Source organism: Candidatus Salinivivens marinus (assembly GCF_965655845.1).
In the GTDB taxonomy this organism is placed as follows: Bacteria; Pseudomonadota; Alphaproteobacteria; order Rhodobacterales; family Rhodobacteraceae; genus Salinivivens; species Salinivivens marinus.
The window spans coordinates 1-18,727 of record NZ_CBFHHX010000006.1 but is presented as its reverse complement, the minus strand read 5'-3'; the positions used below and the strand labels follow the sequence as shown (position 1 = coordinate 18,727).

At 40.2% G+C, this 18,727-nt stretch carries 19 protein-coding genes and 1 tRNA gene; 12 read left to right on the top strand and 8 right to left on the bottom strand.

Features of this window, described 5'->3' with window-relative positions:
* Positions 1 to 11: 11 nt before the first annotated feature.
* The 4 genes from scpA to ACTF5Q_RS06625 are packed head-to-tail and all read left to right on the top strand — an operon-like array spanning position 12 to position 3,986.
* Positions 12 to 2,141: a methylmalonyl-CoA mutase gene (gene scpA, locus ACTF5Q_RS06640; protein WP_438953856.1), complete on the top strand. Its 2,130-nt coding sequence runs from the start codon at positions 12 to 14 to the stop codon at positions 2,139 to 2,141.
* 37 nt (positions 2,142 to 2,178) lie between these two features.
* A complete protein-coding gene (locus tag ACTF5Q_RS06635; protein WP_438953855.1) occupies positions 2,179 to 2,799 on the top strand; it encodes a VOC family protein in 621 nt (206 codons plus the stop codon).
* Positions 2,757 to 3,308, top strand: a complete 552-nt coding sequence (locus tag ACTF5Q_RS06630; protein WP_438953854.1) for a GNAT family N-acetyltransferase — start codon at positions 2,757 to 2,759, stop codon at positions 3,306 to 3,308. Before ACTF5Q_RS06635 ends, ACTF5Q_RS06630 begins: the two co-directional genes overlap by 43 nt.
* Positions 3,309 to 3,986 (top strand): TerB family tellurite resistance protein, encoded by a 678-nt coding sequence (locus ACTF5Q_RS06625; RefSeq protein WP_438953853.1) that lies wholly within the window; start codon positions 3,309 to 3,311, stop codon positions 3,984 to 3,986.
* Here the strand turns inward: ACTF5Q_RS06625 and ACTF5Q_RS06620 are convergent, their stop codons facing one another.
* From ACTF5Q_RS06620 to ACTF5Q_RS06610, 3 genes are all read right to left on the bottom strand, one after another.
* The gene (locus ACTF5Q_RS06620; RefSeq protein ID WP_438953852.1) at positions 3,987 to 5,513 is read right to left on the bottom strand and encodes a Ppx/GppA phosphatase family protein; all 1,527 of its coding nucleotides are present in this window, start codon (positions 5,511 to 5,513) and stop codon (positions 3,987 to 3,989) included.
* 73 nt (positions 5,514 to 5,586) lie between these two features.
* Positions 5,587 to 6,285: a chromosomal replication initiator DnaA gene (locus ACTF5Q_RS06615; protein WP_438953851.1), complete on the bottom strand. Its 699-nt coding sequence runs from the start codon at positions 6,283 to 6,285 to the stop codon at positions 5,587 to 5,589.
* Positions 6,263 to 7,333: an AI-2E family transporter gene (locus ACTF5Q_RS06610; RefSeq protein WP_438953850.1), complete on the bottom strand. Its 1,071-nt coding sequence runs from the start codon at positions 7,331 to 7,333 to the stop codon at positions 6,263 to 6,265. Before ACTF5Q_RS06610 ends, ACTF5Q_RS06615 begins: the two co-directional genes overlap by 23 nt.
* A 145-nt stretch (positions 7,334 to 7,478) precedes the next feature.
* On the opposite strand from ACTF5Q_RS06610, the gene proS reads away from it, so the two are divergent.
* On the top strand, positions 7,479 to 8,840 hold the full coding sequence (gene proS / locus ACTF5Q_RS06605; protein WP_438953849.1) for a proline--tRNA ligase: 1,362 nt from the start codon (positions 7,479 to 7,481) through the stop codon (positions 8,838 to 8,840).
* Positions 8,841 to 8,869: 29 nt separating this feature from the next.
* On the opposite strand, the gene ACTF5Q_RS06600 is transcribed toward proS, so the two are convergent.
* From ACTF5Q_RS06600 to trpA, 5 genes are all read right to left on the bottom strand, one after another.
* A complete protein-coding gene (locus tag ACTF5Q_RS06600) occupies positions 8,870 to 9,253 on the bottom strand; it encodes a DUF2237 family protein (protein WP_154039140.1) in 384 nt (127 codons plus the stop codon).
* An 82-nt stretch (positions 9,254 to 9,335) separates the two neighbouring features.
* The gene (gene pth / locus ACTF5Q_RS06595; RefSeq protein WP_438953848.1) at positions 9,336 to 10,025 is read right to left on the bottom strand and encodes an aminoacyl-tRNA hydrolase; all 690 of its coding nucleotides are present in this window, start codon (positions 10,023 to 10,025) and stop codon (positions 9,336 to 9,338) included.
* Positions 10,026 to 10,132: 107 nt separating this feature from the next.
* A complete protein-coding gene (locus ACTF5Q_RS06590) occupies positions 10,133 to 10,786 on the bottom strand; it encodes a 50S ribosomal protein L25/general stress protein Ctc (protein WP_438953847.1) in 654 nt (217 codons plus the stop codon).
* Positions 10,787 to 10,898: 112 nt separating this feature from the next.
* Entirely contained in the window at positions 10,899 to 12,062 is a 1,164-nt protein-coding gene (locus tag ACTF5Q_RS06585) for an alpha-hydroxy acid oxidase (RefSeq protein ID WP_438953846.1), read from the bottom strand.
* Positions 12,063 to 12,147: 85 nt separating this feature from the next.
* Complete coding sequence (gene trpA, locus ACTF5Q_RS06580; RefSeq protein WP_438953845.1) at positions 12,148 to 12,939, bottom strand: tryptophan synthase subunit alpha; 792 nt, start codon at positions 12,937 to 12,939, stop codon at positions 12,148 to 12,150.
* A gap of 141 nt (positions 12,940 to 13,080) precedes the next feature.
* Between trpA and ychF the strand changes: the two genes are divergently transcribed.
* The 7 genes from ychF to ACTF5Q_RS06545 all read left to right on the top strand — a co-directional run bounded on the left by ychF (position 13,081) and on the right by ACTF5Q_RS06545 (position 18,095).
* Positions 13,081 to 14,178, top strand: coding sequence for a redox-regulated ATPase YchF (ychF, locus tag ACTF5Q_RS06575; RefSeq protein WP_438953844.1), 1,098 nt, complete (start codon positions 13,081 to 13,083; stop codon positions 14,176 to 14,178).
* Positions 14,179 to 14,288: 110 nt separating this feature from the next.
* Positions 14,289 to 14,378 (top strand) — tRNA-Ser (locus ACTF5Q_RS06570).
* Positions 14,379 to 14,607: 229 nt separating this feature from the next.
* Positions 14,608 to 14,850 carry a hypothetical protein gene (locus ACTF5Q_RS06565; RefSeq protein WP_438953843.1) on the top strand — a complete coding sequence of 81 codons (243 nt, stop codon included), beginning with the start codon at positions 14,608 to 14,610 and terminating at the stop codon, positions 14,848 to 14,850.
* A gap of 60 nt (positions 14,851 to 14,910) precedes the next feature.
* Positions 14,911 to 15,846, top strand: a complete 936-nt coding sequence (locus ACTF5Q_RS06560; protein ID WP_438953842.1) for an ABC transporter substrate-binding protein — start codon at positions 14,911 to 14,913, stop codon at positions 15,844 to 15,846.
* Positions 15,846 to 17,135, top strand: a complete 1,290-nt coding sequence (locus ACTF5Q_RS06555) for a dicarboxylate/amino acid:cation symporter (RefSeq protein WP_438953841.1) — start codon at positions 15,846 to 15,848, stop codon at positions 17,133 to 17,135. Before ACTF5Q_RS06560 ends, ACTF5Q_RS06555 begins: the two co-directional genes overlap by 1 nt.
* Positions 17,125 to 17,823, top strand: a complete 699-nt coding sequence (locus ACTF5Q_RS06550) for an aspartate/glutamate racemase family protein (protein WP_438953840.1) — start codon at positions 17,125 to 17,127, stop codon at positions 17,821 to 17,823. The genes ACTF5Q_RS06555 and ACTF5Q_RS06550 overlap by 11 nt, the downstream gene beginning before the upstream one ends.
* Before the next feature lie 44 nt (positions 17,824 to 17,867).
* Positions 17,868 to 18,095 carry a TOBE domain-containing protein gene (locus tag ACTF5Q_RS06545; protein WP_438953839.1) on the top strand — a complete coding sequence of 76 codons (228 nt, stop codon included), beginning with the start codon at positions 17,868 to 17,870 and terminating at the stop codon, positions 18,093 to 18,095.
* The last annotated feature ends 632 nt before the right edge of the window (positions 18,096 to 18,727 follow it).

Genomic DNA, 18,727 nt, shown 5'->3' with positions numbered 1-18,727 from the left:
AGGAGCTTGTAGTGGATAAAAGCAAGATAGATTGGCAAAGACTGGCAGAAAAAGAACTTCGTGGTAAATCAGTAGCAGAGCTAGATTGGACAACAATTGAAGGCATAAAGGTAAAGCCAGTTTATTCTGAAGAAGACCTCAAAGAGATTGAACACCTTGGCAACTTGCCGGGATTTGAGCCCTATGTAAGAGGTGTGAAGGCTACTATGTACGCTGGCAGGCCTTGGACAATTCGGCAATACGCTGGATATTCTACCGCGGAAGAGTCTAATGCTTTTTACAAACGTGGACTAGCCGCTGGACAGCAGGGTGTTTCAGTTGCCTTCGATTTAGCAACACACAGAGGTTATGATAGTGACCATGAGCGCGTCATAGGTGATGTCGGAAAGGCTGGGGTTGCGATCGATAGCGTCGAAGACATGAAAATTCTTTTTGATGGGATACCGTTAAATGAAATTTCTGTATCTATGACAATGAATGGTGCAGTAATTCCAGTTTTAGCTAATTTTATTGTTGCAGGCGAAGAGCAAGGGCATAAGAAATCTGATCTCTCCGGTACCATTCAAAATGATATTCTTAAGGAGTTTATGGTAAGAAATACCTATATTTATCCTCCTGAACCGTCAATGAGAATAGTTGCTGATATTATTGAATACACATCTAGTGAAATGCCAAAATTTAACTCCATATCTATCTCTGGATATCATATGCAAGAAGCTGGAGCGAGCCTTGTTCAGGAGTTGGCCTACACTTTGGCTGACGGAAAGGAATATGCTAAAAAAGCTATTGAGAAAGGTCTCGACATAGATGCTTTTGCAGGTCGGTTATCATTCTTTTTTGCAATTGGGATGAACTTTTTTATGGAGGCAGCAAAATTGCGGGCTGCCCGTTTGCTCTGGCACAGAATTATGACAGATCTTGGGGCGAAAAATCCTAGATCTAAAATGCTTAGAACCCATTGTCAGACATCAGGAGTGTCATTACAAGAGCAGGACCCTTATAATAATGTTATCCGTACTGCCTATGAGGCAATGTCTGCTGTTCTGGGAGGCACTCAATCTCTTCACACAAACGCGCTGGACGAAGCAATGGCGCTGCCTACAGATTTCAGTGCCCGTATTGCCCGTAACACTCAGTTAATTCTGCAAGAAGAAACAGGTGTGTCCAATGTCGTTGATCCATTAGCAGGTTCATATTACGTGGAAAAATTGACTGCTGATCTGGCCGATGCCGCGTGGCGGTTAATAGAAGAAGTGGACGAAATGGGTGGCATGACAAAAGCTGTAGCCGCTGGAATGCCGAAGCTAAGAATAGAAGAAACCGCAGCTAAGCGACAAGCTGATATAGATCGCCGTGATCAAGTTATAGTTGGTGTGAACAAATACCGGCTTACTCAGGAAGATGAATTAGACATTCGTGACATAGATAATGATGCGGTCCGAGCCGCACAAGTAAAACGATTAGAAAATATAAAGAAACAGCGTGATGAAAAGAACTGCTTAGCGGCCCTTCTTAATTTAGAAAAAGCAGCTGGAGGTGGTGGTAACCTGTTGGCGGCGGCGGTTGATGCATCGCGGGCTCGCGCAACTGTGGGAGAAATTTCAATGGCAATGGAAAAAGTGTTTGGGCGTCATCGTGCTGAAGTTAAAACTTTAGCAGGAGTTTACGGGGCCGCATATGAAGGAGATGAAGACTTCATTGCCATACAGCATGAGTTAGAAAAGTTTACTAAAGACGAGGGAAGGCGTCCTCGAATGTTGGTAGTGAAAATGGGCCAGGATGGCCATGACCGCGGAGCAAAGGTAATTGCAACTGCTTTTGCAGATATAGGTTTTGATGTAGACGTGGGCCCTTTATTTCAGACCCCTGAAGAGGCAGCACAGGATGCAATTGACAATGATGTTCATGTTATAGGTATTTCCTCTCAAGCAGCGGGACACAAAACACTTGCACCAAAGCTCATTGAAGCTCTCAAAAGTCGCGATGCTGGAGACATTTTAGTGATTTGTGGTGGCGTCATCCCTCAGCAAGATTATGAGTTTCTTTACGAAAAGGGCGTCAAAGCAATCTTTGGTCCTGGAACCAACATTCCTGCGGCAGCATCTAAAATACTAGAGTTAATTAGGCAAACTAAAGCCTAAATTAATAATTGAAACTACTCCTCTGTTGGGCCCGCCTATGTTGAATTTAGATCATATTGTGATTTCTGCAGAGAGTTTATTGGTTGGTCAGGAATTTATCGAAGATAGGCTTGGTGTAAAGGCTGATCCTGGAGGTGAACATCCAGTATTTGGCACCCACAACAAATTAATTTCTTTCGGCGACACATACCTTGAAATTATTGCTGTATCTCCAGAATTAGTTCCCGAGCGGGTTCCTAGATGGTTTAACTTGGATAATTTCAATGGTCAGCCGAGAATAACAAATTGGGTCTGCAGCACTAGTTTTAGTGAATTTGTTCCAAATGATTTAATGCATGGAATGGGGGAGATACTAAATCTTTCGCGCGGATCCCTGACGTGGAATATTACCGTACCGGAGGACGGCCAACTTCCATATGAGGGATTTGCGCCTGCACTAATTGATTGGGGGGGATCAGTGCACCCTACGGAGACGCTTAAAGATAACGGGATCCGTTTAAAAAAATTTATTATCAAACATAAATCTGCTACCAACTTGTGTTCATCTTTCAGTGGATTATTATCTGATCAGCGTATAGAATTTCTTTCTACGTCTGGAGCAGGATCTTACGAACTATGGATAGAAACTCCACAGAACAATACAGTAATAATCAAATAATTGTCCGCGATGCATCTGCCGAGGATGCTCAGGCTATTATGCACATTTGGAATGCTAACATTAGCTGTACCTTAAATACGTTTAATAGCCGCATAAAAACTGAGGTAGAAATTAAAGATACAATTCTCGAAACAAATAAAAAAAATTATGGTTTTTTTGTAAGTGAATGCGAAGGTAAGATAATTGGATTCGCCACATATTTTCAATTCCGCGCCGGTGTTGGCTATGCAAAAACGTTAGAGCATACGATAGTTATTTCGGAAAACATGCAAAGGTGCGGTGTGGGTAAAGCACTAATGGCTAGTCTTTTAGAAGACGCAAAAAGAAAAAATTTTCAATCAATTTTTGCTGGCGTTAGTGGTTCTAATGAAAGAGCTGTTAAGTTTCATGCATCTTTAGGATTCCAAGCTGTGGCAGAACTTCCCCGAGTTGGATACAAATTTGACAAATGGCTTGATTTAATTTTGATGCAAAAATTTTTGCAAACCGATCACAGAGATGATTTTTAAATGTCTATTTGGACAAAAATAACTACTGCTATTTCCATGCTAGCTAAGGGCGAACCTTTAGCTAAGATTTTTTCAAAATTAAAAACTCCGCCTGAGAAATCTGTTGCATTCACAATTGCGGTAATTGCACTGGGTGCAAAAATGGCTAAATCAGACGGAAACGTTAAAAAAGAAGAAGTTAAAGTATTCCGGCGAATTTTCCATATCCCTGAGTCAGAGGTTGCGGCGGCCGGAAAAGTATTTGACTTAGCTAGACAGGATGTTGCTGGGTATGAAGTGTATGCTCGCAGAATTAGAAAGATGTTTGGAGAGCGGCATCAGACTTTATCCGATCTTATGGAGAGTTTGTTTCATATTTCACTTGCTGATGGGGAGTATCATCCCAAAGAAAATGAATTTTTGCGTAATGTAAGTGAAATATTTGGATTTTCTCATAGTGATTTTTCGAAATTAAAAGCTCGTTTCGTGGAATTTGAGGATCTGGACCCGCATGAAATTTTGGGTGTCTTGCCAAATTCTGAAATGCAGGAAATCAAACGGGCTTACAAAGAAAAAGTACGAGAATGTCACCCTGATCGAGTTATTGCCAGGGGTATGCCAGAGGAAGCCATTAAATTAGCTCAAACCAAACTGGCTCAGATTAATAATGCTTATGAGAAAATTGTGGAAAATATGTAACTAAACATTAGAAATTTCGACTTCTGCTTTAAGTGATTCAGCCAATGAGTTTAGTCTGATAAGTGAAACCTCGCCCAGTCGCTTCTTCTCGAGCTCGCCTATTTTCAGTAATAATTTGTTCTTCTTTTTAGCATATTTTAAATATGCTTCTGAATGTGGGGAATTAACCCAGAGATTTGCGCCTAATCGCATGGCTTTACCGAGAATTTCAGCATCTTTAATTTGCGTCGAGCTTAGCAAGCGCAGTAAAGGATCAAAAGATGTTCTGGAGTGACTATTTTTATATCGAAACAAGAGAGCAAGACCTAAAAACACACGTTCCGAGTGTTTCAAGCCACCTAGATTAGCCCTTGTTATATAGTCAAAACAAGCTTCGTGTCTATAATCAGGATGAGCACGCCACGATACATCGTGCAGGTAGCATGCTGCCTGAATTAGCCGCGTTTGGCTCTTTTTACCATTTGAGAATAGGGGTTTAACAAAGTTAAAAAGCGCTTTTCCTGCGCCTGGCACTCTCGAGTCCTTTGCTTCTGCAAATCTACAAGCTTCAATTAGAGGATCCCTATCTTTCAGCATCTGAGGCATTTTTTCGTACAACATGCCCTCTCTTATCCCGTAGCTTGATATGGCGATATCCTTAGGTTTAAAAACACTACATAACTTTTCAAGAATCTCCATTGCATATGGGATAAACATTATTCTACTTGCTGAGATTGAGCATTGTTTTGCTATGTTTTCCAGACCGTGATCTTTAATAAAGTATTTAAGTTCTTTAATAGATTTTTTTTCCATGCGATATTCGTGCAAAACCCTTAACGGGTGATCACATCTTTCCATATCTATTCGTGCGAGTGCACGCCAAGATCCACCGACTAAGAATAATCGATTATTTTGGGGAAAAAACGATTTAGCAAGGTGAGATAATTGGGAGCTTATATATTCAAGACGTTCCTTCTTTGTATCAATATCCATTAGTTTTAATGGACCAAGTTCAGCACTTGCGCAGGCTCCAACTTTTCCGTTGCTAATTTCCGCTAATTCGAGTGATGTCCCGCCCAAGTCGCATACCAAGCCGTATGCTCCCGGCCAACCTGTCAGTACGCCTTGGGCTGATAGTTTGGCCTCCTCTTCTCCCGAAATCACGGCAATAAACTGACCAGTTTTTTCCATAACTTCTTGACAGAAATCCCGTCCATCAGAGGCAGTTCTAACCGCTGCAGTGGCCACTGCTGTGACTTCTTTAATGCCCATAGATTTTGCCAACTGCTTAAACCTAGCTATTGCCAAGATTGCCCTGGTACGTCCCTCGGGATTCAGCCGGCCATGTGAAGATAACCCTACACCGAGACCACACATTATTTTTTCATTAAAAAAATATGCTGGTGAGCGGGCGGCTCCATCAAATACTACTAAACGTACTGAGTTGGAGCCAATATCGATAACACCTACTCTGGACAGGTTTCGAACAGATGGATCATCGAATACCGTTTCCTTGAAAAGAGGCGGTGTTACGGCAAGGTCTTGCATTTACGATCGTTACCTTTGCGCATTTTTATCTTAACTTATTTCGCATTCAATTATTATTGGGTCAACATTCAATTTATGATTGTAAATCATTAAATTTGTGCAGTTGTGAGGCAGTAAATTTTAGACTTATTTTTTTTCCTTCACTAAGCGCTGCTTTGTCTAAAAAGACTACCAATCTACTGGCTGCGCTAAAACTTCTCTCACCGTGGCGTGCGATGTATTGCAATACTTCTGGCTTCGGGTAAATTTGTCGGTCGGCAAAAAGTTTAGCGATCAAGGCTAAAAACAATTTATCGTCAGGTGGAAGTAAACGTGCATTTCTCATACCCAAAATTCGTGAGCGCAAATCTGGCAGATTTACTTTCCAAAACTTTGGATCTTTTTTGCCTGTAAGAAGTAGGTAACAATTGTTTGCAAGTAGCATATTGAACAAATGAAAAAGATTATTTTCTAATTCTGGGCTTCCTTGTTGTTCATCAATATCTTCTATTACAAGGGAAGCTGAGGTTACCTTTTGTAGATCAATATCAAAAAAATCCGAAATATTTATGACGTTTGCTGATAACGACTTGGCCCATACTAGTGCTAAATGAGTTTTGCCAGAGCCTGACGGTCCCGATAATATATGCTGGCGGTTGGGCCAGTTAGACCAGTCCTCCATTAACTTTACAGCGATCGAATTGCAGTCCGAAATGAAAAAGTCACTTTTCCCTAGTGCGGGACGAGAGGGTAGATCAAATGCTAACTGCCTAGGTATCTGGTTTGCTTCCATTTTCACCCAAAAATAGCCTGCTCATTTTGTATTTTTTGATTAAAAATCTTAAAATTATGCCTGCGCTGGCTGCAAGAGGTACCGCCAACAGCAAACCGATAAAACCAAAAAAGGCTCCAAACAAAGAAAGTGCGAGGATTAACGATACAGGATGTAAACCCACGGAATTACCGACTAATTTTGGAGTTAAAATATTTCCCTCAAATATTTGACCAACAATAAATATGCCAAAAACTAACGCTACGAGTTCGAAATCTCCCCAGAATTGAATTAGAGCCAATCCAATTGCCAAAACACCGCCTAACAAAGCGCCTACGTAAGGAATGAAACTAACCAAACCTGCTATCAGTCCAATTATGAGACCAAATTCTAGCCCGATTAGGCTAAGAGCAGTTGCATAGTAAATCCCCAAAATCAAACAAACCGCAATCATGCCACGTACGAATGCTGACAAAGTGGTATCTATTTCTGCAGCTAAGCTTCTAATGACTACAGCGTGATCAAGGGGAAGCAGTTCATTTATTTTTAGTAATATACGGTCCCAGTCTACCAGAAGATATACGGCTACGACTGGAGTAATTACCAAAAGTGTTATTATATCGATCAGCGAAATAGCAGAGGCCATTACACTTCCAACTATATTTCCCAATTTTTCCTGAGCAATTGCTGTAAACTTAGATAAAGTTAAGTTTACAGCTCCAGATTCAGGAGCTATCGAGGCTATTTTACTTAATATAACCTCTTGTACTGTACTAATTAGATCTGGCGCGGCTTTAGCAAAAAGTCTTATTTGATCGATTACCAATGGTATAACTAGCAAGAAAATAAAAAATACGACAAAAAAAGCTGCCACTAAAATCAATGTTGTTCCTAGCACTCTTCCAGTTCCGAGGCGTTCTAGTCTATCGACAATTGGATCCAGCAAGTATGCAATTGCAGCGCCAAGAACAAATGGGAGTAAAATATCTCCTAAAAGCCAAACAAATAAAAGCAATATTGCCGCAGCAATCATCCAGTATTTGATCTGATCTTTCACTGGCAGGGCCATGTGTTTCTCCTAGACTGTTATTACATAGATCGCGCATGCAAGCATTTGATTCAAGTTGTATTTTTATCTTACAACCCTTGTTTGTGCCCTATACACTCGTTAAACGTTAATTGTTTATGTTACATACCATCACAAGAGGGTTTTTATGAGGCTTTCCAGTTACTTTTTACCAGTTTTAAAGGAGACCCCAGCAGAAGCACAAGTGGTTTCTCATCGATTAATGTTGCGCGCAGGAATGATTAAGCAGCAAGCCGCTGGCATTTACTCATGGTTACCACTCGGTTTCAAAGTCTTGCGTAAACTTGAAAACATTATTCATGAAGAACAGATCAAGGCCGGTCATATACCGATACAAATGCCTATTTTACAATCTGCGGATTTGTGGCGTGAGAGTGGTCGTTACGATGATTACGGCCAGGAAATGCTAAGGATAAAAGACAGGCAAGATCGTGATTTACTATATACACCAACCGCAGAAGAAATGGTGACTGATATATTCAGATCGCATGTTTCGAGTTATAAAGATTTGCCACTTACACTCTATCAAATTCAATGGAAATTTCGCGATGAAATTCGTCCTCGTTTCGGGATCATGCGGGGTAGAGAGTTTTACATGAAGGATGGGTATAACTTTGATTTAACAAAAGAGGATGCATTGCATGCTTATAACAGACACCTTGTTAGTTACTTAAAGACATATGAGCGGATGGGATTGCAAGCGATCCCGATGAGGGCTGACAGTGGTCCAATCGGCGGTGATAACACGCATGAATTTCTTGTACTTGCTGAAACAGGGGAATCGGAAGTTTTCTATGACTCCAAAGTGACAGATTTGACTTTTGGTGATCGGGATATCGACTACAATGATAAAGCCGCGTGCCAGTCTATACTGGATGAGTTTACATCGCTCTATGCCAGGACTGATGAAACACATGATCCCAAGTTATTTGCGGAGCTACCGAAAGAGCGGCAAAAAAGTGCGCGTGGCATAGAGGTTGGTCAAATTTTTTATTTTGGAACAAAATATTCAGAAGCTATGGGAGCTTATGTTGCAGATGATGAGGGTAGTAAAATGCCTGTTCATATGGGGTCTCATGGGATTGGCGTTTCGAGACTTATTGGAGCGATTATAGAAGCATCACACGATCAAAATGGAATTATTTGGCCCGAAGGAGTAACCCCATTTCATTGTGGGATTGTAAACTTGAAGCAGGGTGACGAGGAGGCGGATGAGGCTTGCGAAGCCCTGTATAATTCTCTCAGCTTATTAGGCTTAGAACCTCTTTACGATGATCGGAATGAAAGAGCAGGTGGGAAATTCGCCACTATGGACCTGATAGGCTTGCCATGGCGCTTGACTGTAGGGCCGCGTGGTTTGAAAAATGGAGTGGTAGAGCTTACAAACAGAAAAACTGGCGTTTCAGAGGAACTTCCGCCTGAGAAGGCAGTTGAGAGAATTGCTCACGTATACAGATCAGTGAAAGTGGGCGACTTTTTATTTAATTGACTATCTGTGCAGGCTGAATGAGTGTATTGCTAAATGTTTTCACATTCTTTTAAGGCGTCTATTGGCACTATTTCCAAAGCTTTCTTGTGTGTAGAGTTAAGGTTAACTTTTGGAGCGCAGCCTTCGTCATATGCTTGTAAGAAACGACTGGCGCAAAGACACCACTGATCGCCAGCTTTAAGACCTTTAAAATGAAACTCTGGTTTGGGTGTAGATAGATCGTTGCCCACATATTTAGAAAAGGCTAAGAATTCCTCCGTCATAACGGCACAAACTGTATGACTGCCATAGTCGGCCTGACAAGTGTTACAATGACCATCTCTGAAAAAACCAGTTAGAGGATCATTCGAACACGGAAGCAGTTCTTCACCTAAAACATTTAAGCTTTCCGCCATACTGTAGTCACTACTCATGTACCCACCTTTACTTATTTCCCAATTAGTGAATTAGATTATACTCTGATTTTATCCAGATAGTATTGGAAATGATGAAAATTCACCGAAATTTTTCTAGTAAACGCTCTAAAGCACTTTTCTTTGTTTCTTTACTGCTATCGAGTGTCTGTTTGCCAGGAGATGGCTTTGTTTTCGGCACTTTTCTATCTGAGGTTTTTTTTGAAGTGTTACTTTGCCCACTTACAATATTCAAAAACTTTTCTTGATTTCCCTCTTGTAGTTGAGGAAAGCCTTCCGCGACTGCTTCAAGCAAAAAACTTAGATCAGCTTCACTATTCTTTGGAAAATTACTTAAGACGTACGAGGCAACTTTGGCTTTATCGCCTGGATGCCCAATACCAAGGCGAACTCTGAAATAATCAGGTCCTAAGTGTTGTTGTATTGAGCGCAACCCGTTATGACCTGCATGCCCTCCACCAATTTTTGTTTTTATCTTCAAAAAAGGTAAATCTAGCTCGTCGTGAAATACACATACCTCAGTGCTAGGGAGCTTGAAAAACCTGGATGCATCAATCACTGATTGTCCAGATAAATTCATAAATGTCGAGGGTTTTAAGAAAATTAGTTTTCCCCGGTTTAGTGTCACTTCACTTACCAAGCCTTGAAATTTCTTTTTCCAAGGTGTTCCACCGTACCGATTTACAATGGCGTCAACGACCATGAAACCAATATTATGCCGATTTTTTGAATGATTTTCACCAGGATTTCCAAGGCCGACGAATAGCTTCATAGCGCAACTCTGCAAATAAATAATCCACCGTTAGCATAGACCGAAGGTTTGTAAAGAAAAAGGGCGATACAATGCATCGCCCTGATAAAAACAAAATTTGTTGTTAATTATTCTTCTTCAGTGGTTTCTTCTGTATCAGTTGTTGCTTCTTCTTCTGACGTTTCCTCTTCATCACTTTCAGAAGATCTTAAGCTGGAAGGTGCTGAGATATTAGCAATTACGAAGTCTCGATCGATTGTAGGTTTTGCACCCTCAGGTAGTGTTACTGATGAAATAGAAATAACGTCTCCAATATCGAGCCCGGTCAGATCAACAGTAATTTTTTCTGGTATATCTGCTGCGGTAACAACGAGTTCAACTTCCGGACGCACAACTGTTAAAACGCCGCCACGCTTGAGCCCCGGAGCGTCTGCTTCATTAATAAATTCAACTGGAATGAATAAATTAATCTGTGTTGTCCTTCGAAGTCTCATAAAATCTAAATGAGTAGGAAGGTCTTTAACCACATCACGCTGTACGTCTCTACAAATCACTCTGACGTCATCCTGACCATCAACTTTCAGGTTATAAAGAGTGGACTTAAATCGTCCTGCTTTCAAGCGCTTAAAAAGTTCATTGAATGGTACTTGGATAGGCAGGGGGTCTACGCCTCCACCATAAACTACGCCGGGTACCATGCCATTACGACGAGCTTGACGAGCGGCGCCCTTGCCTGTCCCCGTCCGCGCAACAGCAACTAAATCTGGTATTTCTTTTGCCATTTAATTTCTCCTAATATTTGGGCTCCTCCAAGGCTGTAGCCCACTGAAAAATGTCCTTATATCAAAAAAAAAAATATTTAAAGTCGAAAGTTTAGGTTGCCAATACTTGGGGTCACGACCAGCCCTTACCAAAGTCTTTTGGTAATAAAATCGCAGAGCGATCCACGTCTTTAATATTTTTGTATCCGCATAATGCCATGGAAATATCTAATTCGTTCTGCATCAGTCCTAAGGCTAATTTTACACCCTTTTCGCCGTAAGCCCCAAGGCCGTAGATATATGGGCGACCAATGTAAGTACCTTTAGCTCCCATCGCAATCGCTTTTAAAACATCTTGACCAGACCTTATTCCCCCATCCAAGTGAACTTCAATCTTATCTCCAACCGCTTCTAGTATAGACGGTAAGGCCTCCATAGAACTGATAGCGCCGTCTAACTGGCGGCCACCGTGGTTTGAAACTATGAGTGCATCAGCACCAACCTGAAGCGCCATCTTGGCATCCTCTTTGTCTAGAATGCCCTTTAAAATTACCTTGCCACCCCAATATTCCCTAATTTTTGAAATTTTGTCCCAATCTAAAGCAGGGTCGAATTGAGTGTGGGTCCATTCTGACAAGCTCGAAGTGTCACCAACACCAGATACATGCCCAACTATATTGCCAAACGTGCGACGCTTAGTTTGCAGCATTTCCAAGCCCCAAGTCCATTTGGTTGAAAGATCTAACATATTTCTAAAAGTTGGTTTGGGCGGAGCTGATAACCCATTTTTAAGGTCTTTATGTCTCTGACCTAAGATTTGCAGATCAAGTGTAATTACAAGTGCTGAGCATTTAGCAGCTTTCGCTCTGTCTATTAAACTATGGACAAATCCGGTATCTTTCATGGTGTATAACTGAAACCAGAATGGTTTGTCGGTATTTTTCGCAACGTCTTCAATTGAACAAATTGACATTGTAGATAAGGTGAACGGCACTCCAAAATCTTCAGCTGCTTTGGCAGCCTTAATTTCGCCATCAGCCCGCTGCATGCCGGTGAGGCCTACTGGTGCCAAAGCTACTGGAATTGTTACAGGTTGCCTAATCATCTCCGAGTTGGTTTTGCGGTCTGTCATATCGACTGCAACACGTTGGCGCAGGCGGATTTTCTTGAAGTCAGACGAATTGTCCTCGAGCGTTTGCTCGTCCCAACTTCCGGACTCAGCATAATCATGAAACATCTTCGGAACGCGTTTTTTGTAAATTCTTTGCAGGTCTGAAATATTTGTTATTACTGGCATAATGATCCGGCTTTATCTGATTTCAAGGTAACGGTTTACAAATTTCATATTACAAAACATGGCATCTTAAGTTTACTTAGCAACCTCAGGCAGCGTGAGCACCAGTAGCTAAACTTTCAACAAATTTACAAATTTCATCCACAGATGCTCCATCAGCAAACTTTTCTACAATTGCAGATCCTACCACTGCGCCATCGGCTATGGATGCGATTTCACGCGAATTTTCTGGGGTTTTTATCCCAAAGCCTACCACTACAGGCAAATCTGTTTTTGATTTAATTCGGGCTACTTCCGGTCCGACATTGTTTGCCTTCGCCGACGCTGCACCAGTAATACCTGTTATTGACACGTAATAAACAAAACCAGAAGTGTTCTGCAATACGCGTGGTAGTCTTCTATCGTCCGTTGTCGGAGTGGCCAATCTTATGAAATTTATCCCCGCTGCTTGAGCCGGAATACAAAGTTCATCATCTTCCTCCGGAGGAAGATCAACAACTATCAAACCATCGATGCCACACTCTTTGGCATTCTCCAGAAACTTCTCAACACCATAGCTGTAAATTGGATTGTAATAGCCCATTAGAACAATAGGGGTTACATCGTCGACCAATCTAAATTTCTTTGCCATATCCAATGTTTTTTGAAGTGTCATTCCTTCTTTGAGTGCCCTTTGACCAGCTAATTGTATCGTTGACCCATCTGCCATTGGGTCGGTGAAAGGAAGTCCTAACTCAATGATATCAACTCCCGAAGCTGGTAGTCGCTCCATCAATTCGTAAGATAGTTCTAAATTGGGGTCACCTGCCATTATGTAGGATACGAAGGCTTTCTTAGATTCTGCTTTAAGTTGAGCAAATTTTTTATCAATACGTGTCATTAAATTTCCTTTCGCCCATCCGTTATTTTAGTCTTGTGAACCAAAATTTCTAGTTGGGCAAGAGATAGTCTTAATAGTTTATTGCAAGTCTAGGACTGTCAGCTTAAAAGCTAGACGAAGTTATAGTCAAGGTTGTCTCTAATGGGTTTTAAAATGGGTATAGTTGGCTTGCCAAATGTTGGTAAGTCGACACTATTCAATGCGCTAACGAAAACAGCAACTGCACAAGCAGCAAATTTTCCGTTTTGTACAATTGAGCCAAATATTGGCGAAGTATCTGTTCCGGATGACCGCTTGGATAAGTTAGCCAAAATCGCTGCTTCACAAAACGTCATTCCAGCAAGAATGACATTTGTTGATATAGCTGGTTTGGTTAAAGGGGCTTCTAAGGGCGAAGGCCTCGGAAATCAGTTTCTGGCAAATATCAGAGAGGTAGATGCGGTTGCACATGTCTTGCGTTGTTTTGAGGACTCTGATGTGACCCATGTTGAAGGAAGAGTTGATCCTTTAGCTGATGCAGACACAATCGAAACTGAATTGATGTTAGCTGACATCGAAAGCATTGAAAAGCGCTTGCAAAACCTGAGCCGCAAAGTGAGGGGTGGAGATAAAGAAGCAGTCCAACAGGAAAGGCTGTTACAGTCAGCATTAAAACAGTTAGAGCAGGGTATGCCAGCTAGATCTGTTTCAGTGGAAGATGAAGATCAAAAGGATTGGCAAATGCTGCAGCTGTTAACTGCTAAGCCAATATTATACGTATGTAATGTTGAGGAAAATTCGGCAGCAACTGGAAATAGTCATTCAAACAAAGTTGCTGAAATGGCGTCCTCACATAATGCAGGGATGGTAATTATCAGTGCGCAAATTGAAGAAGAAATCAGCCAGTTGGAGTCTGACGAAGCACAGATGTTCTTGGAAGAGATGAAACTATCAGAGGCCGGTTTGGATCGACTTATAAGGGCTGGTTATGATTTACTAAATCTGGAAACTTATTTTACTGCCGGTCCTAAGGAATCTAGGGCATGGACTATTAAAAAGGGTACAAAAGCACCAGTAGCCGCTGGCGTCATTCATGGCGACTTTGAGAGAGGCTTTATTCGTGCGGAAACCATCTCATATAAAGACTATATTGCATTTGAGGGTGAGAGTGGCGCTAAAGAAGCTGGGAAAATGCGGATTGAAGGCAAAGCGTACGTAGTAGAAGATGGAGACGTAATGCATTTTCTTTTCAATACCTAGATCTTTTTGGTGGCAAGGTCATTCGTTGTTTTGAAAGAATGAAACAGTCTAGAATGGGATCAAAAAAATTGCTCTTGTCAACAATCTTTCAACCGCTTAGACACAGTCTTGGAGATGTGGCCGAGTGGTCGAAGGCGCTCCCCTGCTAAGGGAGTAGGCGGGAAACCGTCTCGAGGGTTCGAATCCCTTCGTCTCCGCCACTATACCAATATATATTATTGATATAATTATATATTATATATTTGGCCGTTATCTACCCACCAGCCTACCCACCATTAATCAGAACTATAACACCCGTTATTCGCACCTTAGCGAGTGCAACATTAGCAACGGTCTCGTAGTAATAGGTCCGCGGATCGAGTCCGTGTGGGGGCACCACTTAATCATAAATAAATTATTGTTTTGCTTGGAAGTATGCCCAGAAACCCGATGGTAGCAAAAACAAATGATACCTATTTAAGAAGCACTCTTTTAATTTTTTTGAAAATTGAAAATACGGCAATAGTAACTGAAAACATAGAGGCTAAAATTACGGAAAATAGTGAAGAGGAAGTGGTCGATGATACAGTTATTGACAAAAAGCCCCTGCTTATTACTACAACTAAGCTTTTATTTGATACGAGAAGCAATTCACAGTTTAGTTTTGCACAAAAAATAGACGATAGCATTTAATTGCGCATTTTTTATCCACAAATAGTAGGTTTTTAAAAAAAAAATATAACCTTGGGCACATTGCAAATCAATATTTCAAGTAGTAAAAAAAACAAAAATCACTTGGCCCCGATGACACAAACACTATCCAATCGAAAAATTTGGTTAATTATGTATTTTCCTATAACAGTGGTTTTGTCATTTTTGTTTACAACAAGTATAGCCTCACATGAGATGGCTAAATATACAGTTCGTAATGAAATTCTTAGCCCCGATTTAGAAAAAATCATTGAAAAAGGATTTTTGACAGTAGCTATGAATAAGAATGATCGCGTTCCATTTTTTTATAGGACTGATGATAACAATACAATTGGAACAGACGTCGATCTGGCAAACAAAATATCTAGCTCTCTGGGAGTCAAACTTAAACTTTTACGTAACGCAAATACTTTTGACGAGGTTGTTGACCAGGTTGCCTTAGGCAAAGCTGACCTCGGCATAAGTAAAATTTCTCGGACACTAGAAAGATCTAAAAGAGTAGTATTTAGTTCTCCATATATGACATTGCGACAAGCAATTTTATTAAATAGAAAAGAGTTGGCAAAAATTAAAAAAGGCAGATCTCTCGAGTCTTTAGTTCAAAACTTTGATGGGACTTTGGGCGTAATTGAAGGCTCTTCTTTCTCAAGATATGCAATTAATAATTTTCCAAAAGCAATACTAAAAGAATATGCAAATCTTGAAGAACTTATTTTTTCTTTAATCTCAGGGAACATCACAGCCCTATATTTGGATGAGTTTGAGGTCCAAAAAATCATGCAATCTGAGAAATCTTACTCTTTGCTTTTGAGACCTGTCGCGTTTGATGATCAGTTAGATACTATTGGTATAGCAGTGTCTATTGAAAATACGACTCTTCATAGTTTTGTAGAGATGTTTTTGGAACAAAATTTTAACAATATAGGTATAAAAGAATTACTGGATAAAGCACGACAAATAGAAGATGAAAAATATTAATGTCGACTTTAATTTTAATCTTGAAACATCCGTTAGCCGTAATCTTCGCTATTATTAGTGGGTTGGTCTTTGGTCAATATTTTCCTCAGTTATCGATTAGTTTAGAATTTTTGTCTTCAGTTTACATAAACCTTCTTAAGGTTGTGACGCTACCTTTGATGATTTCTGCAGTTATTTTTAGCATCAGCCGTCTGTTTGGAGATGGTAACGCAAAACAACTTTTAGCAAGATTTTTGCTTGTTTTTTCTATCTTTCTTCCCCTAACAATAGCTATCACACTAATAGTGGGGCTCTTATTTCAGCCGGGGGGTGGTTCTGGATCTGAAAATCAGAACTCTTTGGGTTTGTTAGTAGAAGAAACAAGCTCCGAACCTATCGAAAGTATGAAACTTTTTGGTAATAATATTGAGGAAGCGACATTATCATTCGCGGAAATTTTATTAGACATTGTCCCAAGTAATATTTTTTCTGCTATGGCAGAAGGAAAAGCTTTATCTGTTCTGATATTTGCTCTTTTTTTTGGTTCTGCATTAGGTTCAGTCTCGGCCACCCTAAAAGGCACTCTCACTTCGGCAGTAGAAGGCGTCTATAGAACTTGTTTAATGTTCACTAGTTGGTTAATCGTCCCCCTTCCCCTAGCGCTTTTTGCAGCTGTATCAAGCCAAATTGGAAAAACCGGGTTTGGACCTTTTGTAGTTATGGGAGACTTTCTCTGGACACTTTTAGTTGCTTCTTTAGTAATTTTACTCCTATCTGTGGTTGTTTTGTGGAGGAGGTCTCAACAAACTTTTTTGTCGGTGATTGAGGCGATTCAATTACCTGTATCTGTTGCGCTTGCAACGAGAAGCAGTGTTGCAAGCATGCCTTCAATGATTGAAGGGTTGCATAGACTTAAATTCTCAAAATTTGAGGCTGAACTTTTAGTGCCCTTATCTGTTTCATTAGCAAGAATTGGACCGACAGTATTTTACATTATAGCTACAATGTTTATATCAGAACTTTATGGAAGGCCAATTGAGTTTGGTGAATTAATACTGGTTGGATTGGCGTGTTTTTTAGCTGGGATGGCGTCAGCTGGCGCAAGTGGAATAGTAGCGCTGTCAATGGTAAGCATAGCCTGCGGTTTTCTAGGTTTGCCCTTTGAAGCAGCTTTGATCTTATTTATAGCTGTCGATGTAATTAGTGATGTACTGAGAACAGTTCTACTCGTGGTAGGAAACATGGCAATCTCTGCTTTAGTTTGTCCAAAAAAACACCAAAAAACAGAGATGACGATAAATGACATTTGAATTGGGGGTATTAGGGGGGATGGGGCCTGAAGCAACAACATCGTTTTTGAAGAGATTAATTGAACTTACTCCTGCATGTTGTGACCAAGATCATATCTCATCAGTTACTTTAATGGACACAAAGATCCCAGACAGGTCAACTTCAATTATAGAAGGTTCGAACGAACCACTTAGGCATTTAATAAAGGGAGTAAAATATCTTAACTTTCTTGGGTGTAAATACATTGTTATGCCTTGCAATTCTGCTCACTTTTGGTTTGAAGAATTACAGGCTATTTCAAATGTACCAATATTAAATATGCCTGAAATCACAATCGCCGCTGCTCAAAAGTCTGAAGTTCAAGAAGCTGAATTATGGGCCACGGATGGCACCATCTCTTCGGCAATTTTTCAAAAACCTGCTCACATTCACAATTTTGAGATTTGCTTGCCCGATGAGATTACGCAGAATTTAATTAATTTAGCTATAGGTTATGTAAAAAGTGGAAAAATTCAGAAAGCTAGACGTTGTGTTCAAAAAATTCTTGATAAAAATACCCATAAATCATTAAAGGCAAGTGACAAAACAATTATCTTGGGCTGTACAGAATTATCACTTTTGGCCTCAGAAATTTCTTGCTATAATTATTTCGATACCCAAGAATGTTTGGCTCATGAATGTGTTCTAAAAGCGAGTATTAAAAATTAATCATAGTGGTTGTTCATTTATTTTAAACTGGATTGGAGATTGTTTTGAAACGCGTTAACATATCAGCTAAAAATCAGATAAGAGGTAAGATTATAGCCTTAGATCCAGGACCTAGTGTTTGCATGGTTACAATTGACTTACTAGAATATAATACTGATGAAAATATATATTCTTCAATTCCCGTAGACCAGGTTGATGAGTTAAATCTTAAGTTAGACGATACGGTGATTTGTTTATTTCCAGCGTCTTCTGTGATGATAGCAAAAGAATAAATTTGGTACTATATCAATATCTGGAAACGCCAATACCGCAGTCTGAGCTAATCTAATTTAAGAAGAAAGATACCAACAGATAGTATGGCTAGTAGTTAATCATCTAACCTCAAGCCTTCCCACTCTTTTACTTCTGGATAGAATTGTTCCCGCCACTTAATCACTTTCGGATTCATAACCCTCCGCCATTTAAACATAATTAATATAATAGAAACAATAGGTTGTGGATATTAATTATTATTCGCCCCCATATTTGCCCCCACAATATTGACTTATTACAGCTTTTATGGCGCGTCCATGCGCGTCCATGCGCGTCTTGTGCTTTTTGTGTGTGTTTACGGGTTTCTATCTGTCACAATCTACTAAGTACTCCCCTACCCAACTTTAAATTGCTTTTTTTCACTCGCTGTCGCAAATTCACATGTGAGGCAAAAGCAAAATGGTTTTGCCCCACAATAGAAGAAAAAATTTCCTCAGTTTGCCCTAAATTAGTGGGTGGGGGCCAAAAACAAGAATAAGTAAGCTAGAAAAGAACATTAAGCCCAGAAAGAAGCTGTACAAATTTAATTTTTTGAAAATTTATGCACATATACTTCGTTTTGATAATTTATAATTAAATCAATTAGAAATTT